This is a genomic window from Stutzerimonas stutzeri (assembly GCF_024448935.1).
GTDB lineage: Bacteria > Pseudomonadota > Gammaproteobacteria > Pseudomonadales > Pseudomonadaceae > Stutzerimonas > Stutzerimonas stutzeri_AO.
The window spans coordinates 1-2,628 of the sequence record NZ_JAMOIE010000187.1 but is presented as its reverse complement, the minus strand read 5'-3'; the positions used below and the strand labels follow the sequence as shown (position 1 = coordinate 2,628).

The 2,628-nt window shown below is 65.3% G+C and carries 2 protein-coding genes and 1 pseudogene; 1 reads left to right on the top strand and 2 read right to left on the bottom strand.

Annotated elements, in window-relative coordinates; translation table 11 throughout:
- On the top strand, window positions 1-397 hold a 397-nt coding region (locus NA637_RS24580), incomplete at its 5' end, for an alpha-isopropylmalate synthase regulatory domain-containing protein (protein WP_272889274.1).
- Between the two features lie 45 nt (window positions 398-442).
- Here the strand turns inward: NA637_RS24580 and NA637_RS24575 are convergent.
- Together NA637_RS24575 and NA637_RS24570 are read right to left on the bottom strand one after the other, a co-directional pair.
- Window positions 443-2,311: a pyruvate kinase gene (locus tag NA637_RS24575; protein ID WP_256075146.1), complete on the bottom strand. Its 1,869-nt coding sequence runs from the start codon at window positions 2,309-2,311 to the stop codon at window positions 443-445.
- Between the two features lie 59 nt (window positions 2,312-2,370).
- Window positions 2,371-2,628: pseudogene (locus tag NA637_RS24570) on the bottom strand (hypothetical protein); the annotation flags it as partial.

Genomic DNA, 2,628 nt, shown 5'->3' with positions numbered 1-2,628 from the left:
CGCCCTGGTCGATTACCGCGAGGAGCCCTGTGGGGACGCAGGGCGACAGCGGCGGGTGTGCGTCGTGCTGCGGGATGCGGCAGGACTGGATCAGGTGGTGACGGGCGTCGGTCGGGGTCCGGTGGACGGCTTCGTCCATGGTCTGGCGGATTGGCTCGGCATGCCGATTCGAGTGATTGATTATCGAGAACATGCCATGAGCCCAGGCGCCGATGCGCGCGCGGCGGCCTATGTGGAGCTGACCGTTGGCGATGACGACAAGGCGGTATTTGGGGTGGGGCTGGACGAGGATGTCACTGCGGCCACCCTGCGCGCGGTCTTGAGCGCCGTCGATCGCCATGCGGCGCGAGCCAGCGTGCAGCAAACAGAGGAAGCGCAGCGCCAAGGCAGCGGCTGAGTCGTTAAAGGTGTGCCTTGGTCCAGAGTGCGGACCGGGCACGCCTTACCAATGCAGGGCCCGCAGGCGCGCGATCTTCTTGTGCTGATGCGCCTGCATGCGCAGCAGAATGTCGCGCAGGGTTTCGATGGCCCGGCAGATATAAGGACCCTTGTTGAGCATCACGCATTCGGCGCGCACCCCCATGGCCGCATCGGTCACCTCTGAGCGGGTCGGGGTGCCCTTGCGCGCCAGGGATTCGAGCACCTGAGTGGCCCAGATCACCGGCACATGGGCCGCCTCGCACAGCCATAGAATCTCTTCCTGGATCTCTGCCAGGCGTTCCGGGCCGATTTCAACCGCCAGATCCCCGCGCGCCACCATGACTCCCATGGGTCGCCGCGGGATGACGGTGAGCAGGATTTCAGGAAGGTTGCGCACCGCCTGGGCCGTCTCGATCTTGGCCACGATGGGTACGTCCCGAGCACCCCGTCGATCCAGCTCCGCCATCAGGGTCGCCATGTCCTGAGCCGTGCGGACGAAGGAATAGCCGATCACATCCGCTTGCTGGGCGGCGAGATTCAGCATGTCCAGATCCTGCGCCGTCAAGGCCGGCAACCCCAGCGTGCTGTCCGGGAAATTGAGCCCTTTCTCTCCCCGGATCTTCTCCCCTTCCGCGCGCGCGCGGGTGATCCGCAACACAGCGCCCTCGGGGGTCAGCGCTTCCACCACCGCGCCGACCTTGCCATCGTCAATGAAGACGCGGTGTCCCACCTGCAGGTCATCGATGACCTCGGGACAGCTGAGGCCGATCCGGGCCATCTCCACCACCGCGCCCTCGGCATCGCGGCGCGCGGCCCGGCCGGGCTGGGAATTCCGGGCCAGCAACAGCTGCTCTTCCGGATGAACCAGCAGGAAACCGGGCTGCTCCGGGAACGGACCGAAGCAGCCCTCGCCCCGTCGCGCCGGAAGTTTCCCGGGACGCCACCAACGGCATGGCATTCCCGCCTCGATATACGCCGTGTGCCAGATCTGGCTCTGCCAGTGGCCGGCGGCATCACGCCCCGTCACCTCCAGTTCGCGCAGCCGGCCACGAGTGTCCCGAAAGCGCAGTCGATCGCCGACTTGCAGATCACTGTAGATCGCAGGTGTCACCGGCAGAACACTGGGAGAACCGATCGGCGGGGTTTGCGCCGGGACAAGTGTCACCTCGGCGGGCGCGACCACCCGGCCTGCGGCATCGCGGGGCGGGTGGATGGCGAAGATCGGCGCGGCGGGCACGCTGTCGGTGCGGAGCTTGGGGCCCGGCAGATCCATATAGATCCGGCACGGCACCTGCAGCGCCGCGCTGGCCCGGCGCACCTGATCGATCATCCGTGTCCAGGTGGCTGCATCGTCATGGGCGCCGTTGATGCGAGCACAATCCATGCCAGCGCGCAGCATTGCCGTGACGAGATCGCCCTGATCGGCAGCCTCGCTGGGCAGCGTGACCATGATATAGACCCCCTCGCCATCGCGGTGCGGCCCGAACAATCGCTGTGTATGGGCGGCCAGCAAGGCTTCGCCTTCTTCGATGGAAAGATCCTGGCCTGGAATGGGCGGATGCCAGCTTCCCTCCAGCACCCCCGCCAACAAGGCCAGCACCCGGTCCAGGTCATGAAGCAAATGCGCCTCGGAGCGACCCAGAGACGAAAGACCCTGGACGCTGAGGCGCTTTTGCAGCGAACGCAGGTCGTTGCGACGAAAATGAATGTAATGCAATAGATTGCGCATGCTCACCGCGCCATTGCTCCCGGCTTCCGGGTGCCAGCGGGCCATGTCCGACTGCGCACCCTGCACGATCTGCGCACGCAAGGCTTCCAGCGCCGCCTGCAAGGCGATGAGCTCCGCCTGTTCCGGCGCTGGGGAATGGTCGGCGCAATCCGAAGTCGTCATGGCGGTGATTTCCTTGCGTTAGGCCTGATCCCCTCCACTTTAAGACCTGAAGATGACAACTAGTAGTGCACAGCGTCCAACGAAACGTTAGCACGATGGACTTTGGCGAGGATGCTCGCGGCCGTGGCCGTCCAGCGATAGGGCTTGGGATGCTCATTGCGATGATCGAGATAGGCCATGATGGCACGCTCCAAGTCGGCCACGCTGCGGAATACGCCGCGCCGGATTTGATCTTCGGTAAGGTCGCGGAAGAATCGCTCGACCGGGTTGAGCCAGGACGCACTGGTGGGCTCAGCCGACCGGCGGTCTCGGAAAGG

Coding starts and splice junctions, on each gene's coding strand:
- NA637_RS24575 (WP_256075146.1), bottom strand. CDS start 2,311: ATGACGACTTCGGATTGCGCCGACCATTCCCCAGCGCCGGAACAGGCG.